12 protein-coding genes are annotated in these 12,829 nt (G+C 59.7%); 2 read left to right on the forward strand and 10 right to left on the reverse strand.

Features of this window, described 5'->3' with window-relative positions:
- The first annotated feature begins 1 nt into the window (after position 1).
- Entirely contained in the window at positions 2-1,459 is a 1,458-nt protein-coding gene (locus CFB10_RS10225; protein ID WP_020010729.1) for a cobyric acid synthase, read from the forward strand.
- Here CFB10_RS10225 and cbiB read toward each other — a convergent pair.
- Complete coding sequence (cbiB, locus tag CFB10_RS10230; protein ID WP_020010728.1) at positions 1,446-2,411, reverse strand: adenosylcobinamide-phosphate synthase CbiB; 966 nt, start codon at positions 2,409-2,411, stop codon at positions 1,446-1,448. The genes CFB10_RS10225 and cbiB overlap by 14 nt on opposite strands.
- Between cbiB and cobD the strand changes: the two genes are divergently transcribed.
- Positions 2,410-3,456 carry a threonine-phosphate decarboxylase CobD gene (gene cobD, locus CFB10_RS10235; RefSeq protein WP_020010727.1) on the forward strand — a complete coding sequence of 349 codons (1,047 nt, stop codon included), beginning with the start codon at positions 2,410-2,412 and terminating at the stop codon, positions 3,454-3,456. The genes cbiB and cobD overlap by 2 nt on opposite strands.
- On the opposite strand, the gene CFB10_RS10240 is transcribed toward cobD, so the two are convergent.
- The 9 genes from CFB10_RS10240 to CFB10_RS10280 form a co-directional block, all read right to left on the reverse strand.
- Positions 3,438-4,715: an L-fuconate dehydratase gene (locus CFB10_RS10240; protein WP_020010726.1), complete on the reverse strand. Its 1,278-nt coding sequence runs from the start codon at positions 4,713-4,715 to the stop codon at positions 3,438-3,440. The two genes, cobD and CFB10_RS10240, sit on opposite strands and share 19 nt — an antisense overlap.
- Positions 4,716-4,751: 36 nt before the next feature.
- On the reverse strand, positions 4,752-5,081 hold the full coding sequence (locus tag CFB10_RS10245; protein WP_034501189.1) for an L-rhamnose mutarotase: 330 nt from the start codon (positions 5,079-5,081) through the stop codon (positions 4,752-4,754).
- 11 nt (positions 5,082-5,092) lie between these two features.
- Entirely contained in the window at positions 5,093-6,226 is a 1,134-nt protein-coding gene (locus CFB10_RS10250) for a mannitol dehydrogenase family protein (protein WP_020010724.1), read from the reverse strand.
- Positions 6,223-7,233 carry a zinc-binding alcohol dehydrogenase family protein gene (locus CFB10_RS10255; protein ID WP_020010723.1) on the reverse strand — a complete coding sequence of 337 codons (1,011 nt, stop codon included), beginning with the start codon at positions 7,231-7,233 and terminating at the stop codon, positions 6,223-6,225. The genes CFB10_RS10250 and CFB10_RS10255 overlap by 4 nt, the downstream gene beginning before the upstream one ends.
- Positions 7,234-7,236: 3 nt before the next feature.
- Positions 7,237-8,058: an amidohydrolase gene (locus tag CFB10_RS10260; protein WP_020010722.1), complete on the reverse strand. Its 822-nt coding sequence runs from the start codon at positions 8,056-8,058 to the stop codon at positions 7,237-7,239.
- A 3-nt stretch (positions 8,059-8,061) separates the two neighbouring features.
- A complete protein-coding gene (locus CFB10_RS10265; RefSeq protein ID WP_020010721.1) occupies positions 8,062-9,075 on the reverse strand; it encodes an aldo/keto reductase in 1,014 nt (337 codons plus the stop codon).
- A 97-nt stretch (positions 9,076-9,172) separates the two neighbouring features.
- Positions 9,173-10,114, reverse strand: coding sequence for an ABC transporter substrate-binding protein (locus CFB10_RS10270; protein WP_020010720.1), 942 nt, complete (start codon positions 10,112-10,114; stop codon positions 9,173-9,175).
- A 75-nt stretch (positions 10,115-10,189) separates the two neighbouring features.
- Positions 10,190-11,212: an ABC transporter permease gene (locus CFB10_RS10275; protein WP_003505311.1), complete on the reverse strand. Its 1,023-nt coding sequence runs from the start codon at positions 11,210-11,212 to the stop codon at positions 10,190-10,192.
- Between the two features lie 8 nt (positions 11,213-11,220).
- Positions 11,221-12,786 (reverse strand): sugar ABC transporter ATP-binding protein, encoded by a 1,566-nt coding sequence (locus CFB10_RS10280; RefSeq protein WP_020010718.1) that lies wholly within the window; start codon positions 12,784-12,786, stop codon positions 11,221-11,223.
- Between the last annotated feature and the right edge of the window lie 43 nt (positions 12,787-12,829).

Genomic DNA, 12,829 nt, shown 5'->3' on the forward strand with positions numbered 1-12,829 from the left:
CATGGCTGCACGCGTGCTGATGTTTCAGGGAACCGGCTCGGATGTCGGCAAATCGCTGATGGTGGCCGGCCTTGCCCGGGCCTTCGTCAGGCGCGGCCTGTCCGTCATGCCGTTCAAGCCGCAGAACATGTCAAACAATGCGGCGGTCACCGCCGATGGCGGCGAGATCGGCCGCGCACAGGCGCTGCAGGCGCGGGCGGCGGGCGTGCCGCTTTCCGTGCACATGAACCCGGTGCTCCTGAAGCCGCAGAGCGAAACCGGCGCACAGGTGGTGGTGCAGGGCAAGATCGCCGGCAATGCCAAAGCGGCCGATTACCAGCACATGAAGGCCGGACTGATGCCGCGCGTGCTGGAAAGTTTCGAGCACCTGAAACAGCAGGCCGATCTGGTGCTGGTGGAAGGGGCAGGCAGTGCCTCCGAAATCAACCTGCGCGCCAATGACATCGCCAATATGGGATTTGCGAGAGCTGCGGACGCGCCTGTGATCCTGATCGGCGATATCGACCGGGGCGGCGTCATCGCAAGCCTCGTCGGCACCAAAGCCGTACTCGAAGCTGAAGACGCGGCGATGATCGAAGGTTTTATCGTCAATCGCTTTCGCGGCGATCCGGCCCTGTTTTCCGACGGCATGCGAATAATTGCGGAAAAAACCGGCTGGGCCTCAATCGGGCTTCTGCCGCATTTTGCCAGCGCCGCAAAATTGCCGGCGGAGGATGCTCTCGGGCTTTCCAGCCCGGCTGAGCGAAAGCCGGGTGCGAAAATCCGCATCGCAATGCCGATCCTGCCGCATATTTCCAATTTCGATGATCTTGATCCCCTGGACATGGAACCGGATGTCGAACTGATCCGAGTGCGTCCGGGCGAAACAATTCCAACCGATTGCCGGCTGGTATTGCTTTGCGGCTCGAAATCCACCATCGCCGACCTCGCCGTTCTGAAGAATGCCGGCCTGGACATTGATATCAAGGCACATGTGAGACGCGGCGGCTATGTTCTGGGTCTCTGCGGCGGATACCAGATGCTTGGAAAAACAGTTGCCGATCCCGACGGTATCGAAGGACCACCAGCGACGGTCAAGGGAATGGGCCTGCTGGATGTCGACACGGTTCTGACAGATGACAAGCGGCTCATTTCCGTTCGCGGCACGAGTTTCGACGGTGTTGATTTATCCGGCTACGAAATGCATGTCGGCGAAACCACAGCCACAACGGACTATCTGCCGTTCTCGACGCTCGATGGGCATAATGATGGCGCCGTCTCGCCCTCTGGCCGCGTCTTTGGCACCTATATTCACGGTCTTTTCGCGGATGATCGCCAACGCGGCGCGTGGCTGGAGCGTCTCGGCGGGCAGGCCGCGGGTCTGAACTATGATGCGCAGGTGGAGACTGTTCTCGATCATCTTGCGGTCCATATGGAGCAGCACCTCGACCTCGACCGTCTGCTGGCTATAGCGCGATAAGGATCGCCAGAAGTCCGAACAGGCCGATCAACAGCAGATCGGCCACCCGCGCCAGTCGCAGCGCCCTGCGAATATCCTCCGCAACAAGCGTCGCCCTCCCGCCTTCACCCATGAAGCGCGCCTCGATCATCTGCCCGCCATAGGAGCGTGGGCCTGCAAGCGCGAAGCCCAGAGCGCCGGCCAGCGCCGCCTCCGGCCAACCGGCGTTGGGGGAACGGTGATGACGGGCATCGCGACGTATCGCGGCAATGGCCCCGCCGGGTGATGCGCCTTTCACGAAGAACGCAGACATTACGAAAAGACCGCCGCTCAGTCTCGACGCCGGCAGATTGACCAGATCGTCCAGCCGGGCCGAGGCCCAGCCGAAGGCCTCATGGCGGGGTGAGCGATGGCCGATCATGCTGTCAGCCGTGTTGATCGCCTTGTAGGCCGCGCCGCCCGGCAGGCCCAATAGCCCAAGCCAGAGGGCAGGAGCGACGATGCCGTCGGAAAAATTCTCGGCCAGGCTTTCAACCGCCGCCCGGCAGATCGCCGCTTCGTCCAGCTTTTGCGGATCGCGTCCGACGATCATCGATACCGCCTTGCGGCCGCCTTCCACACCCTCGCGCTCCAGAGCAATGGCGACAGCCTCCACATGCTGCTCAAGACTTTTCTGCGCCGGAAGCGAGGCGCCCAGCACGGCAACCAGCAAAATGCCGAAGGGCAGAAAAAGCAGGGCGGATTGCGCAAACCACGCAACAAGCAGCGTCAGCCCGACGAAACCGGCCAGAGCCGCCACACCTGCCGCCTTGCGCTGTGAAAATGACGCGTTCTCCCGGTTCCATTTTTTGTCCAGCAGCGCGATAAGCGAACCGATCCAAGTAACGGGATGGCCGATGCGTTTGAACAGCCAGTCCGGATAGCCGGTCAGGCGTTCGATCAAGAGCGACAGGAAAGCGAGAGCAAAGAACATGGGCGAAACAGTACCAGAAAAGGCGCAGGCTGCGATCCGTCACGGCGGCAATCTCGGCAGGGCGCGTCTGATGTTTCCTGAAGCGCCAGAACCGTGGATCGACCTTTCGACCGGGATCAATCCGCACTCCTACCCGCATTCCCCGATCCCCGCCAGCGCATTCGCCCGCCTGCCGGAACCGGATGCCGCCGAAGAATTGAAACAGCTGGCTGCAGCCCATTTCGACGCGCCTTCCGCCCGGCATGTGGTGCTTTCACCCGGCACCCAGATGCTGATGCCATTGCTGGCTCAGATCGCTATCGCCCGTGGGGCCAGGAGCGGCGCCGTGCTTTCACCCGCTTATGCGGAACATGCCCGGACCGCACGCATGGCCGGACTTGCCGTGACCGAGGTGGAAAACACCCGGGAGCTATCGGCTCACGATTATGCCGTGGTGATCAATCCCAATAATCCCGATGGCCGCATCACGGATCGCGCGGCGTTGCTCTCGCTAGCCGAAGCCATGCGCCTCAAGGACGGATTGCTCGTCGTGGACGAAGCCTTCATCGAGACGGGACTTGCCGAAAGCCTCGCGAATGCCACCGGTCAGGAAGCGCTGGTGGTCCTGCGCTCTTTCGGCAAATTTTACGGCATGGCGGGCGTTCGGCTGGGTTTCGCCATTGCACAGCCCGATATCGCCGCTGAACTTGAAGCAAGGCTCGGCCCCTGGGCGGTTTCCGGCCCGGCGCTTCATATCGCGACGCAGGCTCTGGCGGATAAGAAATGGCAATCTTCCATGCGTCTGCGCCTTGCCGAAGACTCCCGGCGCATGAATGACCTGCTGGAAAAAGCAGGACTGGCGATTGCCGGCGGCACGTCCCTTTTTACTCTGGTGCGCACCCCCCGCGCCACCGAACTGTTCAGCCATCTTGGCCAACACGGCATTCTGGTCCGCATTTTTGATGAAAGGCCGAACGACGTGCGTTTCGGCCTTCCCGGGAGCGAAACGGAGTGGCAGCGCCTTAAGGAGGCGCTGTCATCCCCCGGTTATTCCTCGAAGGTGTAGGTCTCAATCGACTCCGGCTTCATTTCGATGGAGAAGCCCGGTAGTTTCGGCGGCATGTAAGCGGCGTTTCTGATATCGCAGGGTTCGATGAAGTGCTCGTGCAGGTGGTCGACATACTCGATCACACGACCTTCCTTCGTGCCTGATACCGCCAGATAGTCGATCATCGACAGATGCTGCACATACTCGCAAAGGCCGACGCCGCCGGCATGAGGCCAGACCGGCAAATTGTATTTGGCGGCAATCAGGAGAACCGCCAGCACCTCGTTCAGGCCGCCCATGCGGCAGCTGTCGATCTGCACCACGTCAATTGCGCCTCCGGCGATGAACTGCTTGAACATGATGCGGTTCTGGCACATTTCGCCCGTCGCCACCTTCACCGAGCCGATGGCAGCGCGGATCTTGCGATGGCCGGCAACATCATCCGGGCTGGTCGGTTCTTCGATGAAGAAGGGCTTGGAAAAGGCGAGCTTATTCACCCACTCGATTGCCTGATCAACTTCCCACACCTGATTGGCATCGATCATCAGGTAACGGTCGGGCCCGATCACCTCACGAGCAATAGTGAGACGACGGATATCGTCCTCCAGATCGCGGCCGACCTTCATCTTCACATGGTTGAAACCGGCATCGATGGCTTCCTGGCAAAGACGGCGTAGCTTGGCGTCGTCATAGCCAAGCCAGCCGGCCGACGTGGTATAGCAGGCGTAACCTTCGTTCTTCAGCGTCTCGATACGTTCCTTCTTGCCGCTTTCGGCTTTTTTGAGGATCGCGAGCGCATCATCACGGGTCAGCACGTCGGTCAGATAGCGGTAATCGACGATATCGGCGATTTCTTCCGGGCTCATATCGGCGACAAGCTGCCACACTGGCTTGCCCGCCTTCTTGGCCAGCAAATCCCAAACCGCGTTGACAACGGCGCCGGTGGCGAGATGCATCGCGCCCTTGTCCGGGCCGATCCAGCGCAGCTGGCTGTCGCTGGTCAGATGCCGCCAATATTTGCCGGGGTTCTCGGTGACGGTGGCAAGATCGGTGCCGACCACCAGATGACGCATCGCTTCGATGGCCATGCAGCAGATGTCATTGCCGCGGCCGATGGTGAAGGTCAGCCCGTGGCCTTTGAGACCCGCCTCATCGGTATCGAGAATAACATAAGCCGCCGAATAATCCGGGTCGGGGTTCATCGCATCCGAACCGTCGAGACTTTGGGACGTCGGAAAACGCAGGTCGAAAACACGCAGATCAGTAATTTTGGTCATGGCCGTTCACTCGCGGTCAGTGTCAAAGGAAATCGTTCAATCGTGGTGGAAGGTCTCTTCCATCATCGCCCACCACTCGCCTTCCTTGCGGCTATCGAGTGGTTGCTGGCAGGGAATCGTGAAGGACCACCATTCCTGGTTCTTGGGGCTTGCAGCCATCTTCGCCATGTCGGCGCTGATATCGGTGCCGTAATATTCCCAATAGCCGAAGAGCAGATTTTCCGGCTCGCGCAGGAAGATCGTATAATTGCGGATATTGCAATCGCTGATGAGCGCCAGAATTTCAGGCCAGACGGCGGCGTGCAGCCTTTTATATTCCGCGATCATGTCAGGTTTGACGCCTATGACCATGCCCATACGCTGCATGAAAAACTCCGTTATTGCTTGATGGTGGCGAGCGCAGCGCGCAGCTTTGTCTGCGGCAGGCCTAGTCCCAGCCGTTCCGCCGCGGCAATGACCGGAGCGAAGCGGCGACGCCTCTTTTCGTCGTGGTTGCCGGCGATATCAGCCAGCCGATGCGCGAGAAAGGGATTGCGCAAACGTTCCCGCAATTGACCGATATAGGTCTGCGCTTCGTCTCCCATGCCTTCGGCTGCAAAAACCGGCAGAACCTCGTCCCGCCATAGCGTCTCCAGATCTGCAACGAGAGCATCGTCGGCCATTGCCTGACGCACCGTCTCATCCTTCCCGCGCGCATCCTGCGTCCAGCGTTCCGCCAGATAGGAATGGCCGAGATTGAGCAGGAAAAGCTTCAGCTTTTCATAGTGATCGAGATCGTCGGTCAGCACCACGGCAGGGTGAGTGCAGGGGAGGACAAGACCATCCTGGCTCTCTATCGCCCAGAGCGCATAGGGTTCCGCCACAGCGCCGACCGGGTCGATGGGCTCGGAGACGATGCGGTCCACCAGACTATTGGCGAAACGGCACTTCTCATTCAGATAAAAGGCAAAACCTGCCGGCAATTGCCATTCGTCGGCAAGCCGGCGAATAACCTCTTTCAGCCTTTCGCCGTTACGCGGTACAAGCTCACAGGGGAAGATGGACACAGGCGCTTCCGGATTGCTCTGAAAACGCTCCAGCAGCAACATGCAGAGTTTCGCCGGAAAGCTTTTCGGTACGATCGTGAAATCGCCAGCAAGCCGGGCATTATCGGCTGAATCCAACTCATAACCGCGATCGCCCGTATTGGACAGAATGACATCGGCCCCGCAGGCAAGACGGCGCACATCGGCCCAGTCGGTCGCAGCGGTCAGCGCCCGCGCGACAGCCCTGCCTTGAATTTCCTCATCCACTTCGTGCCCATCACGGATACCGCGAATACGCACGGGGTAGGGCGCGCCGCTGTTCAGCGCCGCAACACGCTTCAGGCTCTCCGCATTGCCGGTCGTCTGGACAATCGCGATGCGCCCGAGCGCTTCACCCTTGTCCAGCGCCTGCGAAACAAAGAGATCCGCATGCGCCAGGAGAAAGCGGCTGGTGCCGAATTGCAGGATGGGCGTATCGGACGTCATGCGACCTCCACCATGCCTTTGATCACTCCGGCCTTCGGATCGGTCAGGTCGGCGAATCTGGAGGGCACATCGGCAAGCGTCATGCGATGGGTGATCAGTGCCTCCGGCACCTTGCCTTCCCGCAGCGCCCGCAGGACGCGCTCGAAATCCTGAGGCGTGGCATTGCGGCTGCCGAGCAGTGTCGTCTCACGCTTGTGGAACTCCGGATCGTTGAAGCTGATATCGCTGGCGACGATGGAGACCAGCACATAGGAACCACCATGGCCGACAAAGGAAAAGCCGCGCTCCATGGCTTTCGGATTGCCGGTCGCATCAAAGACCACATCGAAGAAATCGCCGTCGGTGATTTCGGAAAGACGATCCTTGTCATCGTCGCCAAGTGTCACCGTATGCGCAACGCCAAGATGCTCCTTGCAGAAATCCAATCGGTCGGTACGTCCATCGATCATCGTCACTTCGCCGCCATCGAGAACGGCGAAAACCGCAACGGCCATGCCGATCGGCCCGGCGCCGACGATCAGGACCTTCTGCCCCTTCTCGACTGCCCCCCGGCGCACCGCATGCGCACCGATAGCCAGAAATTCGGTCATCGCCGCCTGGTCGAGGCTCAGCCCCTCCGCCTTCAGCACGAATTGCTGCGGCACGCTTAGATATTCGACCATGCCGCCATCACGATGAACGCCGAGCACACCGATATCGCGGCAGCAATTGCTCTTGCCCTTCAGGCAGGCGCTGCATTTGCCGCACGAGATATAGGGAATGACGGTGACCACATCGCCCGCCGACAGATGGCTGCCTTGCGGCGTCTCTTCCACTGTGCCGGAAAGCTCATGACCCATGATACGCGGATAGGAAAGATAAGGCTGGTTGCCCGTGAAGATGTGCAGATCTGTGCCGCAAACACCAATGCGGCGAATGCGCACCAGAACTTCACCTTCGCCACGCGCTGGTTTCGGCAGTTCCTTGGGGACGAGTTGACCTGGGGTTTCGCAGAAAATCGCCAGCATGCATCACCTGTGGGAAAGGGAATAAAAACGAATGGCGTTACCGCCAAAGACTGCCGCATGGTCCTCTGCCGGCACGATATCGCGGCAGAAATCCAGCCATGCCTGATAATCGCCGGCCAGCCGCAAGACCGGCCAGTCACTGCCGAAAATCACGCGGTTGCCGCCAAAGAGTTCAAGAATGGTCTCGGCATAAGGCCGCACCGCTTCCGGCCGCTGCTCACCGCGCTCGGTCAGCAGACCGGAGAGCTTGCAATGGACATTGGGAAGAGCCGCCAGAGCGGCCATATCCTTACGCCAGTCGCTGTAGTGACCGGTAGCAATCAGCGGCTTCGCGCCATGGTCGATGACGATGGGCAACTGCGGATGGCGGCGGGCGAAGGACAGCAGATGCGGCAGATTGGGCGGCAAGACCAGCGCATCGAACGCCAGACCGTGCTTTACCAAAGCCGCCACAGCGGGATCGAGCGCCGGGTCATCAATCCAGGCAACATCCTCCATGCCCTGCAACATCGGACGCACAGCTTTGAAGGCCGGATGTTTTGCCCGGCGAGCGATTTCGCTCGCCACGTCGGCGGACTTCATGTCCACCCAGCCGACCACGCCCTTGATGAAATCGGTCTTTTCCGCCAGTTCCAGCATGAAATCCGTGTCGGCCGCCGTCTCCATCGTCTGAATCAGCACGGTGCCCGAAACTCCCGCAGCAGCTAGCAAAGACGACAGATCGGCGGGGAGAAAATCCCGGTAGATGGCGGCGAGCGACGGCGGCGGCCATTGCCCGGCACGATCCTTCATCAGCCAGAAATGCTGGTGGGCGTCGATAATCATACCTCAAGCCTTCCCGACAGGCGTAGGCGCACCTTCGGCAATCAGGCCACGCCTGTGCAGCTCGGACCAGAATTCATCCGGGATCGACTGTTCGAACCATTCAATATTCGAAGCGAGCTGCTGCGCATTGCGCGCACCCGAAACAACAGTGACGGAAGCCGGATGGGCAAGCGGAAACTGCAATGCGGCGGCCTGCAGCGATACGCCGAGTTCCTCGCAAACATCCTGCAGCGCATCGACACGCGTGAGAATATCGGCAGGCGCGTCAGCATAATTGAATTTGCGGTTGCCAGCCAGAATGCCTGAATTGAATGCACCAGCGACAACGATGCCAACGCCGCTTTCAGCGCAGCGGTTCATGAATGCAAGGCTCTGTTGCTCCAGCAGCGTATAACGGCCGGCGAGCATGGCGACGTCGATGTCGAAGACATCCATCGCGTCACTGACAATTTCCCACTCGTTTACGCCAAGGCCGATGGCCCCGGTCGATCCTTCCTCGCGCAACTTTCCAAGCGCCCGGAAGCCGCCGCCCGTGGTCAGCTGCTCCCAATAATGCTGATGCTTTTCGCCATGGGTGTAGGAACCGATATCATGAACATAAAGAATATCCGGCTTCAGAACCCCCAGCCGCTGCTGGCTTGCCTCAAAAGAGCGCAGGATACCGTCATAGGAATAATCATAGACCGGACGGAACGGCAGGGGCGCAATATAGGCATCCGCCTCCGGACCGACGGTCTCGTCAGGAACCATCACACGGCCGACCTTAGTGCTGAGCGTATATTCGCTCCGGTCATGCTCCGTCACCATGGTGCCCAGGCGACGCTCCGACCGCGTATAGCCATAAAACGGCGCGGTATCGAAATAACGCATGCCGCTTTCCCATGCCTTGTCGAACGCACCCTTGGACTCTTCATAGGGCGTGACGCGGTAGAGATTTCCCATCTGGGCGCAACCAAGGCCCATGACCGTGACGTCTACGGCGCGGCGCGGCAATTTACGTGTATCGGAGACTTTCATCGCAGGGACTTCCTGAATTTTTAGCTAGAGCGGCATGTTGAAAACCGCATCTCAAACAGGTGAGGCGCGCCGCTGCTGGGCGGCGCGCCGTCATGCATTAGTAAAGAACGTTCTTGGCTTCCGGCTTTTCGATATTGTCCTTGGTGACAACAACGACGCCGGTATCGACGAACTTCTCAACCTTCTCCTTGTTGATGAGCTTGGAAATGGTCTCTACGCCCTTTTCACCCATCTGATAGGAACCCTGCACCACGATACCGGCCAGCGTGCCATCCTTGACGAAGCTCTGAAGGTCCTGATTGCCGTCGAAGCCGATGGCGACGACCTTGCCGGCCTTGCCGCTCTGGGCGAGAGCGCGGCCAACGCCGATTGCCGTCGGCTCGTTAGCGCCGAAAATACCCTTGAGGTCGGAATTGGCGGCCAGAACGTCGGTCGTCTGGTTCAGCGCGGTGGCCATCTGCGACTGCGAGTATAACGGTCCGACAATCTTCAGATTGGAGTTCATCTGGATATAGTCGGTGAAACCGCCGACACGGCCGATTTCGGAACCGGCGCCGGCGACATAGGACATGACGGCGATCTTGCCTTCTTTGCCCACCTTGTCGATCAAGGCCTGCGCTGCCAGTTCGCCGGCTTTCTTGTTATCGGTCGCCAGGAACGACTGGTAATATTGCTCCGAGCCCTTGGCGAGCTGCGAGTCGATCAGGACGACGGGAATACGGGCTTCCCAGGCCTTCTTGACGGCAGGCACCAGCGCATCCGGATCGGAAGGTGCCAGAACAATGCCCGCAACCTTACGGTTGATAGCGTTTTCCACCATGTTGACCTGGTCGGCAATCGCCGATTCAGCAGCCGGACCCTGGAAGGTCATGGTATTGCCGGAAGAGTTCTTCATCGCCGCGTCGGCGCCCTTCTGGACGTTCTGCCAGAAGGTGGAGTTGACGGTCTTGACGATGACGGCGATTTCACCGGCCTGCACGGTGGAAACGCTCCACAGCGCGATTGCGGATGTCAGAAGGGCAGTCGCAATTTTCTTCATTTCTTCCTCCGTGATGTCGGCATACCGGGCCTCCCCTGCCGATCTTTTTTGCGGAAAGGGTCCGCAGCCCTTTGATCAGCGGCGGTTGCGCAGCTGGTCGATCCAGACGGTGACCAGAATGACGAGGCCGATGATGATCTGTTGCGTGAAGGCGGAAACGCCATTCATATTGAGACCATTGCGCAGGATGCCGATGACGAAGGCGCCGATGGCCGTACCGGAAATCGTGCCCACGCCGCCGATCAGCGATGTGCCGCCGATAACGGCGCTGGCAATCGCATCGAGCTCATACATCACGCCCTCATTCGGCTGGGCGGTGACGAGGCGGGACATCAGCACGCAGCCCGTCAACCCGGCGAGCGTGCCGGACAGAATGTAGGTGAAATTGGTAACGCGGGCGACGTTGACACCGGAAAGGCGTGCAGCATCCGCATTGGAGCCCACGGCATAGATGTGGCGGCCGAGGATCGAGCGGTTGAGCATGAAGGAAACCGCAAGCGCAATCACAACCATCAGGATGACGGGATAAGGAATGCCGGGGAAAACGACATTCGGAAAGCCGTCGTCACCGATATTAACGATGCGGAAGAGGGCGCCGTTGCCAAGTTCGCCGAAGGATTCGCCAAGGCCTGAAACGGCGCGCGCACCGGTGATCTGCAGCGCCACGCCACGGGCGATCAGCATCATGCCGAGGGTGGCGATGAAGGGCGGTAGCTTGAAACGCGTGACCAGCAGCCCGTTGATGAAACCACAGAGCGATCCCGTCAGAATGCCGAGCAGCATGCCGATCGGCACCGGCATGCCGAGTTCCTTCACCGCAAGGGCGGCGACCACACCGGCGAGCGCCAGCACCGAACCGACCGAAAGATCGATGCCACCGGTGATGATGACACAGGTTGCACCAATGCCGAGCAGAGCAATGGAGGTGACCTGCAACGCAATCGTCATGCCGTTATTGACGGTGAAGAAGGCGCTGCTGGTGGCGGAGAAGACCGCGACGAGAGCGAACAGGCTGCCGAGCGCAGCAAACTTCTGGATGATGTCCTTCTGGCGGTCGCTGACAGCAAAGCTCTTCTTGGGTTCTGCAATATTGGCCATGTCGTTCCTCACTGCGCGGCCCGGCCGTAACCGGACGCATACCGCATGATTTCTTCCTGATTGGTCTTGGCGGTTTCGAGTACGCCCGTGATGCGGCCCTGATGGAAGACCGCGATGCGATCCGTCAGCCCCAGAATTTCCGGCAGTTCCGAACTGATGAGAACAACGCCGATGCCCTGTGCGGCCAGCTCGTCCATGATCTTGTAGATCGCGAATTTGGCGCCGACATCGATGCCGCGTGTCGGCTCATCGAAGAACAGCACGCGCGACTGGCGAAACAGCCATTTGCCGATGATGATTTTCTGCTGATTGCCGCCCGAAAGCAGCCGCACCGTCTGCGCGATCGAAGGGGTGCGGATATTCAGAAGGTCGACGTAGCGCCTGGCGACATCGTCGTGCTTCTTGAAGTCGATCAGCCCGAAACGGTTGGAAACCTCGCCGAGATTGGCAAGCGTCGTATTGGCCGCCACCGACATCTTGATGGCAAGCCCATCGCTTTTGCGGTCTTCCGAGAGATAGGCAATACCTTCTTCGATTGCGTCCTGCGGCGAGCTGATCGAAAGCTCGCGCCCATTGAAGGTGATCTTGCCGGCATCAAGCGAATCGGCCCCGAAGATCGCCCGCGCGACTTCCGTTCGTCCCGCGCCCATAAGTCCGGCAAAACCGAGGATTTCACCACGTCGCAGCGAAAAGCTCACATCGCTGAACACGCCATTGCGGGTCAGACCTTCAACGGAGAAGATGATGTCTTCCGTTGGGCGCGAGGTGCGCTCGGGGAATTTATCTTCCAGCGAACGCCCGACCATGCGGGTGACGATGTCATCGACGGTAATCGAGGCGAAATCGTCGGTCGAAATATAACGTCCGTCACGCAGCACCGTCACACGGTCGACGATCTCGGCCATTTCATCGAGACGATGGGAAATGTAAACGATGCCGACGCCGGAGGCCTTCAGGTCCCGGATAACCTTGAAGAGAAGGCGGGTTTCCTGCTCGGTCAGAGAAGAGGTCGGCTCATCCATGATAAGCACTTCCGCATCGAGCGACAGCGCCTTGGCAATCTCCACCATCTGACATTGGGCGACCGAAAGGCCGCGGACGATCTGGTCGGGGTTGATATCAACACCCAGCCGGTCGAGACAGCGCTTGGCATCGAGACGCAGCTTCTTGCGGTCAACGAGGAAACCGCGACGCGGTTCGCGCGCAAGATAGATGTTCTCGGCGACGGAAAGATGCGGAACGAGGTTGAGTTCCTGGTGAATGATGGCGATGCCGGCGGCTTCGGATTCCAGCGGCGATGCATATTGCACCTTCACGCCCTTGTGCAGGATCGTGCCGTCGCTCGGCTGATAAACGCCGCTGATGATTTTCATCAGCGTCGATTTTCCCGCACCATTCTCACCGCAGACGGCATGCACTTCACCGCCGCGCAAATCAAAATGCACGTTGGACAGCGCTTTGACGCCCGGAAATTCCTTGCTGATATTGTCGAGACGCAGAAGGGTCGAACGCTCCGCGCGCGCCATCTCCTCAGGCGAAAAATCGCCCCGAACTGTCGATGCGCCCTGCGACATCTGGAAACCTCCCACCCGTATCCCCGCTCCACCGGGGTTCATG

Source organism: Agrobacterium sp. 719_389 (assembly GCF_900188475.1).
In the GTDB taxonomy this organism is placed as follows: Bacteria; Pseudomonadota; Alphaproteobacteria; order Rhizobiales; family Rhizobiaceae; genus Agrobacterium; species Agrobacterium radiobacter.